This window comes from Sphingomonas turrisvirgatae (assembly GCF_001721295.1).
GTDB lineage: Bacteria > Pseudomonadota > Alphaproteobacteria > Sphingomonadales > Sphingomonadaceae > Sphingomonas > Sphingomonas turrisvirgatae.
Genome location: NZ_MDDS01000057.1, coordinates 67,527 through 85,654, shown reverse-complemented (window position 1 = coordinate 85,654; position 18,128 = coordinate 67,527). Strand labels below are relative to the sequence as shown.

Here is an 18,128-nt window from a genome sequence, read left to right as displayed (position 1 = left end):
GCTTCGATCATCGCGATGGTGCGATAGGCCGCGAAGTTCGTAAGATGAGAGCCGCTGGCTCGGCTGGTACCGGATCGCCGCGTCTCCGAGCCTCCGCGTGAAACCACCTTCTTCGTGGCTTCGTGGCTTCGTGCGAGCAAAAGACTCACGCCGCCACCTGCGCATAGCCTTCGCGTTCCAGCTCGAGCGCGAGTTCCGGACCGCCGGTCTTCACGATGCGGCCGTCGGCCAGGACGTGGACGACGTCGGGTTTCACATAGTCGAGCAGGCGCTGATAATGGGTGATCAGCAGCACCGCCTTGTCGGGCGCGCGCATGATGCGGTTGATTCCGTCCCCGACGATCCGCAGCGCGTCGATATCGAGGCCGGAGTCGGTTTCGTCGAGGATCGCGAAGCGGGGGTTCAGGATGCCCATCTGTACCATCTCGTTGCGCTTCTTCTCGCCGCCGGAAAAACCGACGTTGACCGGGCGCTTGAGCATCTCGGCGTCCATCTCCAACGTCGCGGCCTGCGCGCGGGCGAGCTTCAGAAACTCCGCGCCCGACAGCGGGGCTTCGTCGCGTGCGCGGCGCTGGCTGTTGAGGCTCTCGCGCAGGAACTGGACGTTCGAGACGCCGGGGATCTCGACCGGATACTGGAAGCCCAGGAACAGCCCGGCGGCGGCGCGCTCGTGCGGTGCGAGATCGAGCAGGTCCTGGCCAGCGAAGGTGACGCTGCCGCCCGTGACCTCATAGCCCGGCCGCCCGCCAAGAACGTAGCCGAGCGTCGACTTGCCCGCGCCGTTGGGGCCCATGATCGCATGCACCTCGCCCGCATTCACGGTCAGGGTCAGCCCCTTAAGGATCGGCTTGCCGTCGATTTCGGCGTGAAGGTCGTTGATTTGCAGCATGGGACTTTCTGTCACTTGGGATCGTCTAGCTTCGGCCCGCCAAACGTCACGAGCGGGGGGCCGTTATCGGCTTTCGGCGGGGGCGCGAGTTTGCCGAGGCGATTGGGGTCATCGTCTGTCTGCGCGGTGACTGCCGGGCCGACCGCCGGCATTCTCGGCGCTTCCGGCTTGAGCGTGACGCCAAGGCCGAGCGCGGCGGGAGGCTTGGCCTTCGGCTCGACCGCAACAAGTGCAATACCGCCCTTGCCGCAATATTCCTCGCCCTTGTTCGACGTGATGCAATCGGGGAGCGAGTTGCACGCATTGTCGTCGATACGGCGCGTGCCGCTGGAGATGAAGACGCGGCAGTTGATCAGGCGGCCATCGGCTGCCTTGTCGAAGATCAGCGCGACGCGGCCGACGCGGGCCTGGACGACGATCTCGTCATAGTCGGCCTCGGTTGCTTCGGGCGGCGGAGCGTCCTGGGGAACGGCGGCGAGGAGGGCGAGGGCGACGCTCATGCGCGCGCCCCTTCGTCGCCCCGGCCTTGGGCGGAGGTCCACCGTGCAACAACCGATGGCATCGCGGGTGGAGGGGTGGATCCCGGCACAACGCCGGGATGACGATGGGCGGTGTGGCGGATCATCCCACGCTGCCTTCCAGCGAAATCCCCAGCAGCTTCTGCGCCTCGACCGCGAACTCCATCGGCAGCTGTTGCAGCACTTCCTTCGCAAACCCGTTCACGATCAGCGCGACGGCCGCCTCCTGGTCCAGCCCGCGCTGCATCGCATAGAATAGCTGATCCTCACTGATCTTGCTCGTCGTCGCTTCATGCTCGATCTGCGCGGAGGGGTTGCGCACCTCAATATAGGGTACGGTGTGTGCGCCGCATTGGTCGCCGAGCAGCAAGCTGTCGCACTGGGTAAAGTTGCGGACATTCTCGGCTGTCGGACCGACGCGGACGAGGCCGCGATAGGTGTTGTCCGACCGGCCGGCGCTGATCCCCTTCGACACAATGGTCGAGCGGCTGTTCTTGCCGAGATGGATCATCTTTGTGCCGGTGTCGGCTTGCTGGCGGTTGTTGGTGACCGCGACGGAGTAGAATTCGCCGACGCTGTTCTCACCCGCCAGCACGCAGCTGGGATATTTCCAGGTGATCGCGCTGCCGGTTTCGACCTGGGTCCAGCTGACCTTGCTGTTCTTGCCCTGACATAGCGCGCGCTTAGTCACAAAATTGTAGATGCCGCCCTTGCCGTTCTCGTCGCCGGGATACCAGTTCTGGACGGTCGAATATTTGATCTCGGCATCGTCGAGCGCGACCAGTTCGACCACTGCGGCGTGAAGCTGGTTTTCGTCGCGCATCGGCGCGGTGCAGCCTTCGAGGTAGCTGACGTACGACCCCTTGTCGGCGACAATCAGCGTGCGTTCGAACTGGCCGGTATTTTCCGCGTTGATGCGGAAATAGGTGCTGAGCTCCATTGGGCAGCGCACGCCCTCGGGAATGTAGACGAAGGTGCCGTCGCTGAAGACCGCGCAGTTGAGCGCTGCGAAATAATTGTCGTGCATCGGCACGACCTTGCCCAGCCACTTCTTCACCAGATCGGGATATTCGCGGATGGCTTCGCTGATCGAGCGAAAGATGACGCCGGCAGCTTCGAGTTCGGCGCGGAAGGTGGTGGCGACGCTGACGCTGTCGAACACGGCGTCGACCGCGACCTTGCGGCTGCCCTCGACGCCGGCGAGCACCTTCTGCTCCTCGATCGGGATGCCGAGCTTTTCATATACGCGCAGGATTTCGGGATCGACCTGATCCAGGCTGTCGAGCTTCGGCTTCGCCTTGGGCTCGGCGTAGTAATAGGCGTCCTGATAATCGATCGGCGGCACGTTGAGCTTGGCCCAGTCCGGCGGCGTCATCGTCAGCCAGTGGCGATAAGCCTTCAAACGCCAGTCGAGCATCCATTCCGGCTCGTTCTTCTTGGCCGAGATGAAGCGGACGGTGTCTTCCGACAGGCCCTTGGGCGCGAACTCCTGCTCGATATCCGAGCTAAAGCCCCATTCGTATTTCTTGTTGGCGGCGGCGAGCGCCTCGGCATTCTTGGTGGCCATCAGGCGAGTTCCGGTGTCCGTGAGAGCGAGGCGAGGGTGACGCCCGCGAGCGCGCCGCGAACGGCGCCATTGACGTGGTTCCAGTGCGGCTTCACGCGGCAGGTCTGGTCGATGCAGCAATCGCGTTTGCCTGTATCGACGCATTGGGTCAGCGCGATCGGCCCCTCGATCGCTTCGACGATATCGGCCAGCGTGATCGTGGCGGGCGGGCGGGCGAGGCGGAAGCCGCCGCCGGTGCCGCGTGCCGACTCGATAAGACCAGCCGACGCGAGCCGGCTGACGAGCTTTTGCACCGTCGGCAAGGGAAGACCCGTTTCATCGGCCAGTACGGTCGCGTTCAGCCGGCCGCTGATGCCGCAATGACGAGCGGCAGCGGAGAGCATCACGACGGCATAATCTGTCTGAGCCGAAAGGCGCATTTGCGAGTAGTTCTCAAATCGGAAGGTTTCGTTCCGATTGGGCAAATGGGCCTTTGCGTGCTTGGGGTCAACCCGGCCCGGCAGGCGTTGTGCAAAGGATATGTTCCGTTAGGCCGAATGTCATGTTTAAGGGGGCGATGCTGTACGACCTGCTCAAGCCGCTGATTTTCACCCTCGACGCCGAAAGAGCGCATCGGCTGGCGATCCGCACGCTGGCATGGTCGAGTGGCGGTACGCCGCCGCGCGTGCGGCCGGTGACGCTTGCCGGGATCGAATTTCCCAATCCGGTCGGCCTTGCAGCCGGTCTCGACAAGGATGGCGAAGCGATCGACGGGCTGTTCGGGCTGGGCTTTGGCAGCGTCGAAATCGGGTCGCTGACGCCGTGCCCGCAGGCCGGCAATCCCAAGCCGCGGCTGTTCCGTCTGGTCGAGGATCGCGCGGTTATCAACCGCATGGGGTTCAACAATGGCGGGATCGACGCTGCACTGGCCCGCGTGGCGAGCGCGCGGCGGCCCGGCGTGCTGGGCATCAATGTCGGCGCGAACAAGGATAGCGACGACCGGATCGCCGACTACCGCCAAGGCGTCGGCAAGGCGGCCCGTCACGCGGATTATGTGACGATCAACGTCAGCTCGCCCAACACGCCGGGTCTGCGCGACCTGCAATCGCGGCCGGCGCTGGACGAGTTGCTGGCGGCGTGCGACGCGGCGCGGGTGATCGATGGCAAGCGGGTGCCGCTGTTCCTGAAGATTGCGCCCGACCTCGACGCCGCCGGGCTAGACGGCGCGGTGCGAGCAGCGATCGACCAAGGGATCGACGCGCTGATCGTCGGCAACACGACCATATCGCGGCCGGACAGCCTGCGTTCGCCGCAGGCTGCGGAGGCAGGCGGCCTGTCCGGCAAGCCGCTGGCGGCGCTGGCGATGACGAAGCTCAAGGAAGCGTTGGCATTGAGCGGCGGGCAGTTGCCGGTGATCGCCGCCGGCGGGATCGATTCGCCGCAGGAGGCGCTGGCGCGGCTGGAGGCTGGGGCAGCGATGGTGCAGCTTTATTCGGCGCTGGTCCATGAAGGTCCGGGCCTGGTGCGGCGCATCCTCAAAGCCCTTTGACGGATCGGGCGCGCCCGTTACGTTCCGGCGAAACGCCCGGGCACGAACCCCGGCAGGATGAGTTAGGACAGGCATGCGAAAGCTCGAACGGTTCGACAATCTGGTGCAGATGTTCTTCACGCGGGCACGCGAGAAGGGCGATGCCCCGTTTCTGTGGGCCAAGACGGGCGGGAAGTGGGTCTCGACCAGCTGGGCACAGGCGGCGCAGCAGGTTGCGAGCCTGGCCGCAGCACTGAAGGAGCTGGGCCTTCAACCGGGCGGGCGAGTGATGCTGGTCAGCGAGAACCGGCCCGAATGGTGCATCAGCGACCTGGCCATCATGGCGGCGGGCGGGGTCACGGTGCCGACCTATACTACCAACACCGAACGCGACCACCAGCACATCCTCGACAATTCGGGCGCGTGCATGACGATCGTATCGAATGTGAAGCTGGCCAAGACGCTGATCCCGGCGATTCTGCATACAACGGGAAGTTCGGGCCATGTCGTGATCGGGATCGAGGATGTGCGGATCGGCCAGCCCGGCTCGATCGACTTCCACGATTGGGCGCAGCTGATCGCGGACCACCCGGCCGACGTGGCTGCCGCGGGCGAGGCGGCGGATCGGTTCAGGCGCGACGAGCTGGCGTGCATCATCTATACGAGCGGCACCGGCGGATCGCCACGTGGCGTGATGCAGCATCACGGCGCGATCCTGACCAATGTCGAAGGCTGCTGCGTCGTCATCAGCGAGGATTTCGGGTGGGAGGACGAGATTTTCCTGTCGTTCCTGCCGCTCAGCCATGCCTATGAGCATACCGGCGGGCAGCATTTCCCGATCGGGCTTGGCGCGCAGATCTATTATTCCGAAGGGCTCGACAAGCTAGCGTCAAATATCGAGGAGGTGCGCCCCACGCTGATGGTCGTGGTGCCGCGCCTGTTCGAAGTGCTGCGCACGCGTATCAGCAAGCAAGTCGAGAAACAGGGCAAGTTCGCAAGCTACCTGCTCGACCGCGCGGTGACGATCGGCGGCAAGAAGGCGGCGGGCAAGGGGTCGGTGCTTGACCTGCCGATGGAACTGCTACTGAGCCGCACGCTGCGGCCCAAGCTGTCGGCCAAATTCGGCGGACGGATCAAGGCGATGGTGTCGGGCGGCGCGCCGCTCAATCCGGAAGTCGGCGTGTTCTTCGAAAGCCTGGGGATCACTTTTCTGCAAGGCTATGGCCAGACCGAGGCGGCGCCGGTCATCTCGTGCAACCGGCCCAAGGCCGGGTTGAAGCACGATACGGTCGGCCCGCCGCTGGAGGGCGTGGAGGTCCGCATCGCCGAGGATGGTGAAATCCTGGTGCGCGGCGAGCTGGTCATGCACGGCTATTGGCGCAACGAGGCCGAGACCGCGCGCGTGCTGAAAGACGGCTGGCTGCACACCGGCGATATCGGCGTGATCGACGAACGCGGGCGGATCAAGATCACCGATCGCAAGAAGGATATCATCGTCAACGACAAGGGCGACAATGTCGCGCCGCAGAAGGTCGAAGGGATGCTGACGCTGCAGCCCGAGATCATGCAGGCGATGATCGCAGGCGACCGCAAGCCGTATATGACCGCGGTGATCGTGCCCGATCCTGAGTGGACACAGGAATGGTGCGCGAAAAATGCCGCCAAGTGCGATTTGAAGGCGCTGCGCGAGGATCACGATTATCGCGCGGCGGTGGGCCAGGCGGTCGAGCGCGTGAACAAGGACCTGTCGGTGATCGAGCGCATCCGGCGCTTCATCCTCGCCGACGCGCCGTTCACGATCGAGAACGAACAGCTGACGCCCAGCCTGAAGATCCGGCGGCACGTGCTGAAAGAGGTTTATGGCGAGCGGCTGGACGCGCTTTACAAAGGGTAAGCCTCTCTTCCAGCAGGAGCGGGACGGAGCCGCGTAGCGGCGCAAGGGCGAGGGCAGGGCGGACTGCCTTCCTCGCCCTCATCCAAGCTTCGCTAGGGCAGCAAGCTGCGGAACTGCGCCGTTCTTCTCCCGGAGCGAGAAGAACTCAGCGCCCCGGCGCGGCAGCCGCAGCAGGCGCAGCTGCCTTCGCCTCGGGCAGGACGACCATGCTCCAGTCCTTGCCCGGCGCGAGATATTTAATCGCCAGCGCCTGAAGCTCCTGCGGCGTGGTTGCGCCATAGTCGCGGGCGATGCTTGCGATCGCGGCGAGGCGACGCGGGTCGCGGGTGCCGCCTTCGGTCTGCTGCATCCAGAATGGATTGCCGCTCGATCGGCGCACCACCATCTGCGCGGTCGGCACCATCGCGCGGCGCAGTTCGTCGATGTCGATCGGCTTGGCCGCCAGATCGGCGGCAATCTCGCGCGCCACGCGGAAGAACAGGTCGGTACGATCCGGCGGGATCAGAGTCAGTGCCATGATGCGCCCGCCGCCCGGCTGGCCGACTGGCCACTGGCTGAGCACTGTCGGCGAATAGCTTGCCCCCTCCGCCGAGCGGATACGGTCGAGGATTCGGTCGCGCATCACGGCGGCGAGGATCTCGAGCTTGCGGCTTTCGGTGATGTTGTCAGCCCCGCCGCCAGTCTGCCAGGCGATGACCGCTGCGGCCTGATCCGGCTGACCGGTGTGGCTCAGCACGACGGGTGCAGCGCTGTGCATGGGGAAGCGGACGGCGGGCGAGCTCGGTGCGGCTTCCCTGCGCGACTTCATCGCGCCGATGGTCGTGCGCGCGGCCTCGATCGCCTTTTCAACGTCGATGTCGCCGAAAATCTGCACCTCGATCGGCCCGCTGGCGAGCAGCGGTTCCCAGAAGGTACGGAAATCCTGGGCATTCAGCTTCTCGATCTGTGCCAGCGGCGGCGTGCCCCAGCGCGGGTCGTTGCCGCGCAGCAGCCGTTCAAGGTCGCGGCCGATCACCGCGTCGGGCGAGGACGAGGTCGCGGCATAGCCGGTGACCGCGACCGCGCGCGCGCGCGCCACCGGATTGGGATCCCAACCAGGCGATTGCAGCTTTGCCGCGATCAGCTTCAACTGGTCCTGAAGATCGGTCGGCGACGTCTGGGCGGAGAATTGGAAGGCATCGTCGCCGATCCCGAAGCCGAGCTGGATCTGGCGGTCGCCGGTCAACTGATCGATCTCTTCCTGACCGATCAGCCCGCCAGGCGAGGCGATGCCGCTGGCGACGAGCGCCATGTCGCCGGCCCAGGCCGGGGTCTGCTTGCCGGCGGGCAGCGCCTGCATGCCGCGGCCGAAGCGGACATTGACATAAACGCGGCCGACCTCGCCCGGATTCTGGAACAGCAGCAGCGTGCTGCCATTGGCGAAGCGCACGCGCTCGATCTTCGGCTCTGCAACGGCGACGGTCCGCTCGACCACTTTGCCCGGTGCGCCGATCTTGGGCAGCGAAGCGAAGGTTACCGACCGGGTCGCCTTGCGCGCGCCGACCAAGCCGGAGACGTCGGCGGCGAGCACCGCGGCGAGCTTGGTCTGCACGTTGCTGTCCGGCGTGCGCGTGGTGACGAGCGCGCGGGTGGCGGTTCCCTGCAGGATGCGCTGCGTCGCGGCGAGGACTCGGGCTGGCGTGAACAGGCCCTTGCCCTTGGCACCGGTGAAGATGTCGTAGCTCGCCTGCTCGCTCGTCGTCACCTCGTTGATGTCGACTGCCTCGACCAGATTGTCGGCGCGGCGTGAGCCTGCCTGAACCGGGGCAGTAGCGATCGAGTTGCGCATGCTGGAGTCGATCTCGGCCACCTCTCGGTCGATCTCGGCCTGAGTCGGGGCGGTCGCGAGCGCGTCGGCGACGACGGCGCGCACTTCCTTGACCGCGCTTTCCCAATCCTCACCGATCGGCACGACCTGGATCGAGGTGACATTGGCCGAGCGCACCGCGTCGGACAGATCGGCTCCGGCGCCGATGAAGCTGGAACCAGCGCGCGCACGCGATTCGAGGCGGCGGTTGATGATGCGGATCGCGACGAAATCGACCATCCGCTCCTGATTGAAGACGATCGTATCCTCGAACACGGTCCAGGGGCGCAGCACCGCCATGGACACCATCGGTGGCAGCGTCGGCTCGACGAGTGCGGCGCTGGTCGGCTTGGTCGCATCCGGCTTGCCGAAATCGGGATTGTTCGGGTTGGGGCCGACGCCCTTCCAGCCAGCGAAATGCTTGGCGATCATCCGCTCGAACAAGGCGGGATCGAGATCGCCGACGATGACCAGCGTGGCGCGCTCGGGGCGATACCAGCGCTGATGGAACGCCTTCACCGTGGCGGCGGTCGCCCCGTTCAGCGTGGCCGTCGTGCCGATGACCGGGCGCTCGCCGAACAGCTGGCCGGCGAACATCAGCTGACGCTGTGCGTCCGAGACGCGCGCCTGCGGGCCCAGCCGCTCGCGCTGTTCGGCCAGCACGACCGGCCGCTCAAGGTTGAGCATCGCGTCGGTAATGTTGGGCGCCGCCATCATGTCGGCGAGGATCATCATCGACTGGTCCAGGCTCGTCTCGTTCGCATCGGGCAGATCGAGCTTGTAGGTCGTCGAAACCGGCGTGGTGCTGGCGTTGCTGTCCGATCCGAAGGTCACGCCGAGCCGCTGCCACACGCGCTTCGATTCGCCGTCGGGAACCTTGGAGGAGCCGCGGAAGGAGAGATGTTCGAGCAAGTGCGCGAAGCCGAGCTCGCTTGGCCCTTCGTGCAGCGAGCCGACGTCCATGCGCAGCCGCACCGCGACCTGGCCGGGCGGTACGCCGTTTTTTCGTACCGCATAGCGCAGCCCGTTGGGAAGGGTGCCAAAGCGCCACTCCGGGTCGTGCGGAATGTCGCTGCCCTTGTAGAGCCACGGCGTCTTGTCGACCTGAACCGCCGGCGACGCGCTGGGGGCGGGCGTGGCGGTCTGGCTGTGCAGCGGCGCGAAGCCGGACAGGCCGAGCGCGGCGACGAGGAAGGAAAGGGCGAGCGGCTTCACGCGGGGGAACGAGAACATCGCAGCCAGTGTAGCCGGGTTGGCGGGCCGCCGCCAGCCGCGCAATTGTGGCGGGTTTGCAGCCACTTCCCACGCCAGCGCCATCTTTTGGGCCGATCTCGCGGCTAGTCGGCTCGACGAGCGAGAGGTGGAAACGAAATGCGGCGCGGCGTGGCAGTTCGGCGGATGGAGGGCGCGGCGTGGACCGAGCCGGCAGCCCCGTTGCGGCTGGTAGCGCGCGAGCTGTCGCCGCCGACCGTGTCATCGCCCGCCTGGCTGACGCGACAGGTGGACCGCGTGGTCGCGGCAAGCTCGCTGGTGCCGATGACGCCGCTATTGGATATTCGCGCGTTCCCCTGGACTTGCGCGCTGCGCGGCCGGGTGGCCGAGATCGCCCATGAGGCAAGCGCGGGGCGGTCTGTCGAGCCGCGCGCGCACCCGCTGACAGCTGCGCTGCTGGGCGTGATCCCGGGCCTCGTGTCCGCCCGGTTCGTGCCGATCGAGCCAGGCGTGCACGCCATGGCCCGGCCCAAAGCAGGGCGGATGGTGCTGACCTGTCACCTGGGCCTGGTCATCCCGCGTGAAGGCGATCTGCGCTTGCGGGTTGGCAAGCGGACGGTGCGCTGGGCCGAGGGCGAGACGTTGATGTTCGACGAGACGCAGGCCGACGCGTGGTGGAACGACGGCGATCGCGCGGGGCTGGTCCTGGCATTGCGCGTGCGACGGCCGCTGCGTCAGCCGGGGCGCTGGTTGGCGGACCGATTGCTGCGGGCGAACTGAAACGAAAACCCCGCCCGGCGCCAGGCCGGACGGGGTGAAGGTTCATCCAGGCGCTGGTGTCAGCCGCCGGTGCTAGCCAGCGCGGCGAGCAGCAACAGCGCGACGATGTTGGTGATCTTGATCATCGGGTTCACCGCCGGGCCGGCGGTGTCCTTGTAGGGATCGCCCACCGTGTCGCCGGTCACCGCGGCCTTGTGCGCCTCGCTGCCCTTGCCGCCGTGGTTGCCGTCCTCGATATACTTCTTGGCGTTGTCCCACGCGCCGCCGCCCGAAGTCATAGAGATGGCGACGAACAGGCCTGAGACGATCACACCGAGCAGCATGGCACCGACGGAGGCGAACGCCGCCTCGGTGCCGGCAACAGCGCGCATCACGAAGAACAGTACGATCGGTGAGAGCACCGGCAGCAGGCTGGGAACGATCATCTCCTTGATCGCGGCGCGCGTGACGATGTCGACCGTACGGCCGTAAGCGGGGCGGCTGGTGCCCTGCATGATGCCGGGGTTCTCGCGGAACTGGGCGCGCACATCCTCGACCACCGCGCCCGCCGCACGGCCGACCGCGGTCATGCCGAACGCTCCGAACAGATAGGGGAGCAGCGCGCCCAACAGCAGTCCGACGATGACATAGGGGTTCGACAGCGAGAAATCGACGACCGTGCCATCCGCCTTCGGCGTCAGGCCAAGCTCGGTCGCATAGCGTTTGAGATCCTCGGTATAGGCGCCGAACAGCACCAGCGCGGCCAGCGCGGCGGAGCCGATGGCGTAGCCCTTCGTCACCGCTTTGGTCGTATTGCCCACGGCATCGAGTGCATCGGTGCGAGTTCGCACATCGTCGGGCAGGCCGGCCATCTCGGCAATGCCGCCGGCATTGTCGGTGACCGGTCCATAGGCGTCGAGCGCGACGACCATGCCGGCGAGCGCGAGCAGCGAGGTGGCGGCGAAGGCCACGCCGATGATGCCGGCCAGCTGATAGGACGCGATCACCGCGACGACGATCACGATCGTCGGCATGGCCGTCGATTCAAGGCTGATCGCCAGACCCTGAATGACGTTGGTGCCGTGGCCGGTTTCCGACGCCTTCGCGATCGATCTGACCGGCCGATATTGCGTGCCGGTGTAATATTCGGTGATCCATACCAGCAGCCCGGTTACGCCCAGGCCGATCATCATGCACCAGAAGAGGTCCATGCCGGTAAAGCCTTCGCCCACCGCCTGGCGCGCGACGGACGCGGCGACATCGGTGTTGGTCGCATCGGCCGCGCCGCCGATCACGGCGTTGAGGTCGCCCAGCGCATAGCCGGTCGCAAGGTAGATCGCCGGGACCGCCAGGATGGCGGTGGTCCAGAACCCCTTGTAGAGCGCGCCCATGATCGATTGGCCGCTGCCGAGCCGGACCATGTACGTGCCGATGATCGACGTGATGATGCACACACCGCCGACGATCAGCGGAAGGGCCATCAGGCGCAGCAACTGGTCCGACGTGCCGGTCACCAGCAGCGCGATCGACACCATGGTGAGGCCGATCGTGACGACATAGGTCTCGAACAGGTCGGCGGCCATGCCCGCGCAATCGCCGACATTGTCACCCACATTGTCCGCGATGACGGCCGGGTTGCGGGGATCGTCCTCGGGGATGCCGGCCTCGACCTTGCCGACCAGGTCGGCGCCGACATCGGCCGCCTTGGTGAAGATGCCGCCGCCCAGTCGGGCAAAGATCGAGATCAGCGAGGCGCCGAAGGCAAGCGCGGTCAGCGCCTTGATCACTTCCTCCCCATCCGGTTCGCCCCCGGCCGGGCCGACGAGATACCAGAAGAGCAGCGAGATCGAGAGCAGCCCCAGGCCTGCGACGAGCATACCGGTGATCGCGCCCGAGCGGAACGCGAGCGTCAGGCCGCCCTGCAGCGAACTGCGCGCAGCCTCGGCCGTGCGAACATTGGCGCGCACCGAGATGTGCATGCCCACATAGCCCGCAACGCCCGACAGCACCGCGCCGAGCAGGAAGGCGGCGGTGGAAAGCCCGCCGAGCGTCAGGAACAACACGACCGCAACCACCGCGCCGACAATGGCGATGGCGGTGTACTGACGTCCGAGATAAGCCTTTGCCCCCTCCTGAATGGCGGCGGCGATATCCTGCATCTTCTGATCGCCCGCCGGTGCGCGAAGCACCTGCTGCGATGTCACGAGGCCATAGAGTACGGCGAGCACGCCGCACGCGATGGCGATATAGACAATCGTCATTGAGCATCCTTCCCCTGTGTACCCGCTCGCGCCCGGTTCTTTGCCCGGTGCGCTTACGGCAGGAGAGGGAGCGTATAGAGGGGCCTAGGGCTGTCAAGCGCCGTGGCAGTAACCCAGACTGGCGGGAAGCGGCACGGAACGCCTGGCGCGACGCAGGTGCAGGCCGCTGCCGACGCCAACGTCACCCACGCGCGTGGCCGGGGCGGGCGGGTTCGTGCCATTGGGCAGCGTGAAGAGCAGTTCGTAATCATCCCCGGCAGTGGCGGCCGCGATCGGATCCAGATCGGGCAGCGCGAGCGGGATCGCATCGAGATCGATCGCGATCGCGACACCGCTCGTTTCGGCGAGGCGGCGAGCGTCGATGAGCAGGCCGTCGGACACATCCATCATCGCCGTAGCGAACGGAGCGATCGCCTGGCCCTCCGAAAGGCGGGGGGTGGGGCGCAGATAACGGGCAAGGTCATGCGGTTCGCCATCGGGGCTGAAGCCTGCGCCGCCGATGCGGCCGGTGACCCACAAGCCGTCGCCGGGCTGCGCACCACTGCGCAGCGGGGTGCTGGCTTGTCCCCCACCCAGCGCGGTGAGGGTGAAGCTGCGCGCGCTACCTTGCGGCATGGCGACGGTGTCTCCGCCGAGCAGCGGCATTCGATAGTGGACGAGTGCTTCGTTCAGGCCCGCGAGGAAGCTGTGGTCCCAGGCCGCTTCGCCGGACAGCGCATAGTTGAGCAGGCAGCCGATCGGCTTCGCGCCCTTTGCGGCAAGGTCGGAGAGGTTCACGGCGGCAAGCTTCCAGCCGATCGCATCGGGCGGATCGTGCGGGCGAAAATGAACGCCGGCGACCATGGTGTCGCTGGTGAGGATCAGGCGACCCGCGGGAAGATCGAGCTGCGCGGTGTCGTCCGTCAAACCCGCCGCCGCCGGGTGCGTGGCGATGGCGCGCAGGGCGGCGATGAAGGCGAATTCGTCGGGCACAGGCGTGGGTTAGGCTGCGCTTGCGTCACATACAATCGTCATCCCGGCCCTGCGCCGGGATGACGGCGCGGAATGGATCAGACCGCCTTCAACGCTTCCTCGAAATCGGCGATGAGGTCGTCGGCATCCTCGACACCGATCGAGATGCGGACGAGATTGTCGGTGATGCCGAGCGCCTGTTTGCGGGCATTGGGTACCGACAGATGAGTCATCGCGGCCGGTGCGGAGGCGAGTGTCTCGGTGCCGCCGAGGCTGACTGCGAGCTTGGCGATCTTCAAGCTGTCCAGAAACGCAAAGGCTTCGCGTTCGCCGCCCTTAAGATACAGGGAGAAGGTAGAGCCGGCACCGGTGCAATGGCGATCATAGATGTCGCGCTGACGACTGCCTTCTTCCAGGAAGCCAAGATAGCCGACGCTTTCGACCTTGTCGTGCTGTCGCAGATATTCGCAAACCTTTTCAGCGTTTTCACCGGCACGGCTCATACGCAGTTCGAGCGTTTCGAGACTGCGAAGCAGCATCCATGCAGTGTTGGGATCGCAGATCGTGCCGATCGTGTTGCGCATCAGGCGGATGGTGTTGATGAATTCCTTCGATCCCAGCACGCCGCCCGCGACCAGATCGCTGTGTCCGCCGGCATATTTGGTGAGGCTGTAGACGACGAGGTCTGCGCCCTGCTTCAGCGGCTTGGCCCAGAGCGGGCCCAGGAAGGTGTTGTCGATGGCGATCGGCGGCTTGTTCGCCCCCGTGAAGATCGCATCGCGGCTGGCTGCGACAGCTTCGACATCGACCAGCACGTTGGTGGGGTTAGCGGGGCTTTCGAGATAGATGAGGGCGACGTTGCCCGACGATGCCTTCTGCAGCACGGCGTCGATCTCCTCGCGCGTCGCACCGGCGGGGAAATCGACCCAGTGGACCCCGAACTTACCAAGGATGCGGCCGATCAGCGTTTCGGTCGCCGCATAGAGCGGACCGGAATGAACAATGGTATCGCCCGGCTTGACCATCGCCAGGAACAGCGTTGCAATAGCCGACATGCCCGAGGAAAAGGCGAGTGCATCCTCGGCCTCTTCCCAGACGCCCAAGCGATCCTCGAGGATTTCCTGGTTGGGACCGTTGAAGCGGGAATAGACGAGCCCCTCGGCGCCGCCCGGCCGCTGGCCGGTCACGCCTTCGAAATGCCGCTTGCCGGCAGCAGCGTTGGGGAAGACGAAGGTCGAGGTGGCGAAGATCGGCGGCTTCAGCGACCCTTCCGAAAGCATCGGATCATAGCCATGGCCCATCATCATCGTGGCGGGGCTGAGACGGCGGTTGCCGATCGTGTCGGCGGACGGCTTGGGGCGGCGACGCGGTTCGGTACCGGTGAGGTCGGCTTCGGTCGGCTTGCCGGGCTGGTCGGTCATCGTGGCGCTCCGCTATCTCGTAACAAATGAAACTTCTTCGTTGTGCCTTCGCATCAACGCATCAAACGGTCAATCGGCGCATAGGTCAGGACCCGAGGGAGATCAGCGAAATCTGGCGGCCATAATTCGCCTCTGCTCGATGAGTCGCGCGACGGAAGCTGTAGAAGCGGTCAGGCTGACTATATGTATCTTCCCCGAGCATCTCGATACGGACGAGGCCAGCCGCGGCGAGGCGGTGCGCGACATAAGCTTCCAGATCGAACTGATGGTGGCCGGCGCGGCCCGGTGCGAAAAAGCGTTCGTTTGCCGGATCGGCATCGGTGAAGCGGGCGAGGAAGGCATCGTCCACTTCATAGCTGGCGCGCGCGATGCACGGACCGACCGCAGCGGCGATGTTGGCGCGAGTGGCGCCGAGTTGTTCCATTGCGGCGATGGTCGCATCGGTAACGCCGCCAATCGCGCCCTTCCATCCGGCATGTGCGGCACCGACGACGCCCGCTGCGCCATCGGCGAACAGGACGGGCGCACAGTCGGCGGTGAGGATCCCGAGCGTAATACCGGACCGATCGGTCACCAGCGCGTCAGCATGGGGGCGGGCGTCGTCGGGCCACGGTTCGGCGACCACGACTGCTTCGGCCGAATGGATTTGGTAAGCGGTAACAAGCTGCGTGTCCGGCGCGACGGCGGCGAGCGCGCGGCGCTGATTCTCGATCAGTTCGGGCGTGGGCGGCAGGCCGCGGCGGCCCATATCGAGGCCAGCCGTCGGACCGGTCGAGACGCCGCCCGCCCGGCCGAGAAATCCATGTGCGATGCGGGCAAGCGCCGCAGCGCGGACCACCTCGACCGTCATAGCGCGAGCAGCATCAAGCGGTCTTCATCGACATGGTTGCCGACCTTGAAGTCGTAGCGGCCGACATCGGTGAAGCCGTAGCGTTCGTACAATCGCCGCGCGCGATGGTTGTCGACGAATACGCTGAGCGACAGCTGCTGCCCGCCGCGCGCGCGAGCGGATCCGATCGCCCATTCAAGCAGCTGCGTGCCGAGCCCCAGGCCCTGATGGTCGGGCAGGATATAGAGCGTGCGTAGCTCGACCGTGTCGGCGGGCCAGTCGCCCGGTAGCGAGGGCGGGCCGAGCAGCACATAGCCGGCGACAATGCCGCCGACCTGCGCGACGCAGCCGGTAAAACGCTCGTCGGTCAGTCGTTCCTGCCATGACTGCAGGGTAGACCCGGCCATGAATGCGGCCAGGTCGGCCGGGTCGTAGAGGTGGCCGAAGGTCGCCACGAAGCTGACGTCGAACACATGCTTTAGCGCCGCGGCGTCGGCGAGCGTTGCGGGGCGAAGCGTCGTCATGCGAAGCCTGCCGGCACAGGCCAGCCGGGCGCGGCGAGCGCGATGACCTTGAACAGATCGCCCATCGCTTCGTCATGGGTGAGGCGGTGGCGCGCGGTCTCGATCTCCGCTGCGCGCTCGGGCGATCTGGCGGCGAGCAACTGCGCGCGCGGACCGATGCCGAGCGCGGTGAGGAACGCGCCTTGCGTGACGGGGCCGTAAGCCTCCAGCCCTTCGACCCGGGCAGCCTCGATCAGCGTGCCGAAATCGACATGGGCGGTCAGGTCGGCTTCGCCCGGCGCCTCGAACGGGTTGGCGTAGGCGTGGCCACGCACCGCCTGAAGCGTGTCGCCGATCGCCGGCCCCGAATAGCCATAGTCGATGATGAGCGCGGCGCCGCCTTGTGCCAGCAGCTTTGCCGCCAGCGAGCGCAGGATGGCGACGCTGGGCGGCGAAGTTTCGAGGATGGAGCCATCCGGCGCATCGCGAAACTGATGGGGGATGATCGGATCGAACACGGTATTGCCGACCACCGGCAGGAACAGGGTATCCTGGCACGCGACGAGCCGCTCGCGCCAGCCTTGCGGCGTCTTGACCAGCTGGCGGATCGGCAGGGCGTCGAAGAATTCGTTGGCGACGACCAGCAGCGGCGCGTCATCGGGAAGGCCGACCAGATCAAGCGACCATTCGGCCTGTGGCACGGCCTTGGCCTGCTGCGCGCGGAGGGCGGGGCTGTTCTCGACGAAATGGACCGGCGGCTTGAGCCCGGCGCTGGCCATGGCGCGCAGGGCATCGGCGGCGAGAGTGCCGCGGCCCGGACCGAGTTCGACATAATGCGCATCGGGGCGGCCGGCGCGGTCCCAGATGTCGGTAAGCGCCAGGCCGACCAGTTCGCCGAACATCTGGCTGATTTCGGGCGCCGTCGTGAAGTCGCCGCGCGTGCCCAGCGGGTCGCGCGTCGCATAATAATGCGTGTTCGCCGCGCCCATGAACTGCGACAGCGGAATCGGCCCGGCCAGGGTGATGGCGCGGGCAATCCGGTCGGGGAGCGATCCTTCCTCGCTGGACATCAGGCGATGCTGGGGCCGCCTGCGATCGGCTCGACCCGCTCGCGCCGGCGCTTGGCCGTGGCGATGAGGTAGATGCCGCCCAGGATCATCGGAATGGTGAGCAGCTGGCCCATGTGCAGGCCGGGCGTCGCGAAGATCGTGCCCTGGAACTGCGCATCATATTCGCGGAAGAACTCGACGAAGTAACGCGAGAGGCCATAGCCCAGGATGAACGTGCCGACGAGCTTGCCCGGCTGATAGCGGGCGTCGGTCTTCCAGAACAGGAACCACAACACGGCAAAGAGCAGCAGCCCTTCCAGGCCGGCCTCGTAAAGCTGGCTTGGGTGGCGCGCGACGTCCTCGCCGGTCCGATCGAACACGATGCCCCAGGGCATGGCGGTCGGATGGCCCCACAATTCGCCGTTCACGAAGTTGGCGAGGCGTCCGAAGAACAGGCCGAACGGCACCACGCACGCGACATAGTCGTGGACGCGCAGCCAGTTCAGCTTTTCCTTGCGGCAGAGATAAAGGATTCCGAGGCTGGTGCCGATCACGCCGCCGTGGAACGACATGCCGCCCTCCCACAGGCGCAGCAGGCTCAACGGTTCGAGGAACAGCTGCGGCTGGTAGAAGATTGCATAGCCAAGCCGCCCGCCCAGGATGATGCCGAGCGTCGCGTAGAATACCATGTCGTCGGCGTGGCGACGCGCCATCGGGGCGCCGGGCTGGGCCAGCAGCTTCAAGAGATACCACCAGCCGATCAGGATGCCGGCGATATAGGCGAGGCTGTACCATTTCAGCTGGAAGAAGCCGAGGTCGAGCGCCACCGGATCGAGGCCGAGGTCGCTGAAGCGGATGTGAGTCGCAGCGGCTGCGGCGGCGGTCAGGATCACGTATTGGGCCTCCCCGGGGTGAGGCGCCG

15 protein-coding genes are annotated in these 18,128 nt (G+C 66.1%); 3 read left to right on the top strand and 12 right to left on the bottom strand.

Annotated elements, in window-relative coordinates; translation table 11 throughout:
• Nucleotides 1-145: 145 nt before the first annotated feature.
• The 4 genes from sufC to BFL28_RS16165 all read right to left on the bottom strand — a co-directional run bounded on the left by sufC (nucleotide 146) and on the right by BFL28_RS16165 (nucleotide 3,393).
• Complete coding sequence (gene sufC, locus BFL28_RS16180; protein ID WP_069321551.1) at nucleotides 146-889, bottom strand: Fe-S cluster assembly ATPase SufC; 744 nt, start codon at nucleotides 887-889, stop codon at nucleotides 146-148.
• A gap of 11 nt (nucleotides 890-900) precedes the next feature.
• A complete protein-coding gene (locus tag BFL28_RS16175) occupies nucleotides 901-1,389 on the bottom strand; it encodes an energy transducer TonB (protein WP_069321550.1) in 489 nt (162 codons plus the stop codon).
• A 121-nt stretch (nucleotides 1,390-1,510) separates the two neighbouring features.
• Complete coding sequence (gene sufB / locus BFL28_RS16170; protein ID WP_069321549.1) at nucleotides 1,511-2,974, bottom strand: Fe-S cluster assembly protein SufB; 1,464 nt, start codon at nucleotides 2,972-2,974, stop codon at nucleotides 1,511-1,513.
• Entirely contained in the window at nucleotides 2,974-3,393 is a 420-nt protein-coding gene (locus BFL28_RS16165; protein ID WP_069321548.1) for an SUF system Fe-S cluster assembly regulator, read from the bottom strand. The genes sufB and BFL28_RS16165 overlap by 1 nt, the downstream gene beginning before the upstream one ends.
• Nucleotides 3,394-3,515: 122 nt before the next feature.
• On the opposite strand from BFL28_RS16165, the gene BFL28_RS16160 reads away from it, so the two are divergent.
• Together BFL28_RS16160 and BFL28_RS16155 are read left to right on the top strand one after the other, a co-directional pair.
• A complete protein-coding gene (locus tag BFL28_RS16160; RefSeq protein WP_241527365.1) occupies nucleotides 3,516-4,502 on the top strand; it encodes a quinone-dependent dihydroorotate dehydrogenase in 987 nt (328 codons plus the stop codon).
• A 73-nt stretch (nucleotides 4,503-4,575) separates the two neighbouring features.
• Nucleotides 4,576-6,375 (top strand): AMP-dependent synthetase/ligase, encoded by a 1,800-nt coding sequence (locus tag BFL28_RS16155; RefSeq protein ID WP_069321546.1) that lies wholly within the window; start codon nucleotides 4,576-4,578, stop codon nucleotides 6,373-6,375.
• Between the two features lie 145 nt (nucleotides 6,376-6,520).
• Here BFL28_RS16155 and BFL28_RS16150 read toward each other — a convergent pair whose 3' ends face one another.
• Complete coding sequence (locus BFL28_RS16150; RefSeq protein ID WP_069321646.1) at nucleotides 6,521-9,454, bottom strand: M16 family metallopeptidase; 2,934 nt, start codon at nucleotides 9,452-9,454, stop codon at nucleotides 6,521-6,523.
• A 138-nt stretch (nucleotides 9,455-9,592) separates the two neighbouring features.
• Here BFL28_RS16150 and BFL28_RS16145 point away from each other — a divergent pair, with 138 nt between their 5' ends.
• Nucleotides 9,593-10,213: an aspartyl/asparaginyl beta-hydroxylase domain-containing protein gene (locus tag BFL28_RS16145; protein WP_079247217.1), complete on the top strand. Its 621-nt coding sequence runs from the start codon at nucleotides 9,593-9,595 to the stop codon at nucleotides 10,211-10,213.
• A 59-nt stretch (nucleotides 10,214-10,272) separates the two neighbouring features.
• On the opposite strand, the gene BFL28_RS16140 is transcribed toward BFL28_RS16145, so the two are convergent.
• The 7 genes from BFL28_RS16140 to lgt form a co-directional block, all read right to left on the bottom strand.
• The gene (locus BFL28_RS16140) at nucleotides 10,273-12,453 is read right to left on the bottom strand and encodes a sodium-translocating pyrophosphatase (protein ID WP_069321544.1); all 2,181 of its coding nucleotides are present in this window, start codon (nucleotides 12,451-12,453) and stop codon (nucleotides 10,273-10,275) included.
• Between the two features lie 93 nt (nucleotides 12,454-12,546).
• Nucleotides 12,547-13,425 carry a thiamine-phosphate kinase gene (gene thiL, locus BFL28_RS16135; protein WP_069321543.1) on the bottom strand — a complete coding sequence of 293 codons (879 nt, stop codon included), beginning with the start codon at nucleotides 13,423-13,425 and terminating at the stop codon, nucleotides 12,547-12,549.
• Nucleotides 13,426-13,502: 77 nt separating this feature from the next.
• Nucleotides 13,503-14,825: a cystathionine gamma-synthase family protein gene (locus tag BFL28_RS16130; RefSeq protein WP_069321542.1), complete on the bottom strand. Its 1,323-nt coding sequence runs from the start codon at nucleotides 14,823-14,825 to the stop codon at nucleotides 13,503-13,505.
• Nucleotides 14,826-14,910: 85 nt separating this feature from the next.
• Complete coding sequence (gene pgeF / locus BFL28_RS16125; protein ID WP_069321541.1) at nucleotides 14,911-15,675, bottom strand: peptidoglycan editing factor PgeF; 765 nt, start codon at nucleotides 15,673-15,675, stop codon at nucleotides 14,911-14,913.
• A complete protein-coding gene (locus tag BFL28_RS16120; protein WP_069321540.1) occupies nucleotides 15,672-16,178 on the bottom strand; it encodes a GNAT family N-acetyltransferase in 507 nt (168 codons plus the stop codon). Before BFL28_RS16120 ends, pgeF begins: the two co-directional genes overlap by 4 nt.
• A complete protein-coding gene (locus BFL28_RS16115) occupies nucleotides 16,175-17,227 on the bottom strand; it encodes a class I SAM-dependent methyltransferase (RefSeq protein WP_069321539.1) in 1,053 nt (350 codons plus the stop codon). The genes BFL28_RS16120 and BFL28_RS16115 overlap by 4 nt, the downstream gene beginning before the upstream one ends.
• A complete protein-coding gene (gene lgt, locus BFL28_RS16110; RefSeq protein WP_069321538.1) occupies nucleotides 17,227-18,099 on the bottom strand; it encodes a prolipoprotein diacylglyceryl transferase in 873 nt (290 codons plus the stop codon). The genes BFL28_RS16115 and lgt overlap by 1 nt, the downstream gene beginning before the upstream one ends.
• Nucleotides 18,100-18,128 lie beyond the last annotated feature (29 nt).

Excerpts from the sequence above, each read along its gene's own strand:
- sufC (WP_069321551.1), bottom strand. The coding sequence starts at position 889 with ATGCTGCAAATCAACGACCTTCACGCCGAAATCGACGGCAAGCCGATC.
- BFL28_RS16175 (WP_069321550.1), bottom strand. The coding sequence starts at position 1,389 with ATGAGCGTCGCCCTCGCCCTCCTCGCCGCCGTTCCCCAGGACGCTCCG.
- sufB (WP_069321549.1), bottom strand. The coding sequence starts at position 2,974 with ATGGCCACCAAGAATGCCGAGGCGCTCGCCGCCGCCAACAAGAAATAC.
- BFL28_RS16165 (WP_069321548.1), bottom strand. The coding sequence starts at position 3,393 with ATGCGCCTTTCGGCTCAGACAGATTATGCCGTCGTGATGCTCTCCGCT.
- BFL28_RS16160 (WP_241527365.1), top strand. The coding sequence starts at position 3,516 with ATGTTTAAGGGGGCGATGCTGTACGACCTGCTCAAGCCGCTGATTTTC.
- BFL28_RS16155 (WP_069321546.1), top strand. The coding sequence starts at position 4,576 with ATGCGAAAGCTCGAACGGTTCGACAATCTGGTGCAGATGTTCTTCACG.
- BFL28_RS16150 (WP_069321646.1), bottom strand. The coding sequence starts at position 9,454 with ATGTTCTCGTTCCCCCGCGTGAAGCCGCTCGCCCTTTCCTTCCTCGTC.
- BFL28_RS16145 (WP_079247217.1), top strand. The coding sequence starts at position 9,593 with ATGCGGCGCGGCGTGGCAGTTCGGCGGATGGAGGGCGCGGCGTGGACC.
- BFL28_RS16140 (WP_069321544.1), bottom strand. The coding sequence starts at position 12,453 with ATGACGATTGTCTATATCGCCATCGCGTGCGGCGTGCTCGCCGTACTC.
- BFL28_RS16130 (WP_069321542.1), bottom strand. The coding sequence starts at position 14,825 with ATGACCGACCAGCCCGGCAAGCCGACCGAAGCCGACCTCACCGGTACC.
- pgeF (WP_069321541.1), bottom strand. The coding sequence starts at position 15,675 with ATGACGGTCGAGGTGGTCCGCGCTGCGGCGCTTGCCCGCATCGCACAT.
- BFL28_RS16120 (WP_069321540.1), bottom strand. The coding sequence starts at position 16,178 with ATGACGACGCTTCGCCCCGCAACGCTCGCCGACGCCGCGGCGCTAAAG.
- BFL28_RS16115 (WP_069321539.1), bottom strand. The coding sequence starts at position 17,227 with ATGTCCAGCGAGGAAGGATCGCTCCCCGACCGGATTGCCCGCGCCATC.